Consider the following 240-nt stretch of genomic DNA (forward strand, 5'->3'; position numbering starts at 1 on the left):
CTGGCAACCGCGGCGCACCCGGTCCTGGCCGACGGCCCGGCGGTGCTGACCATGCAGGAGACCGTCGCCGCGGCCCTGGTGGCACGCGGCCTTAACCCCGACAGCCTCACCTGGGACGCGTGGCGCAACGAGGACAGTCGCTGGACGGTGCAGCTTGCCTGGAAGGCTGGCCGCTCCGACAACCTGGCGCATTTCCGCTTCACCCCCGGCGCCCACGGCGGAACCGCCACCGCGATCGAC

General features: G+C 72.9%; 1 protein-coding gene. It reads left to right on the forward strand.

The features are described from left to right. On the forward strand, positions 1–240 hold a 240-nt coding region (sepH, locus tag BST12_RS30205; protein ID WP_139802145.1), incomplete at both ends, for a septation protein SepH.

Source organism: Mycobacterium angelicum (assembly GCF_002086155.1).
Lineage (GTDB): Bacteria > Actinomycetota > Actinomycetes > Mycobacteriales > Mycobacteriaceae > Mycobacterium > Mycobacterium angelicum.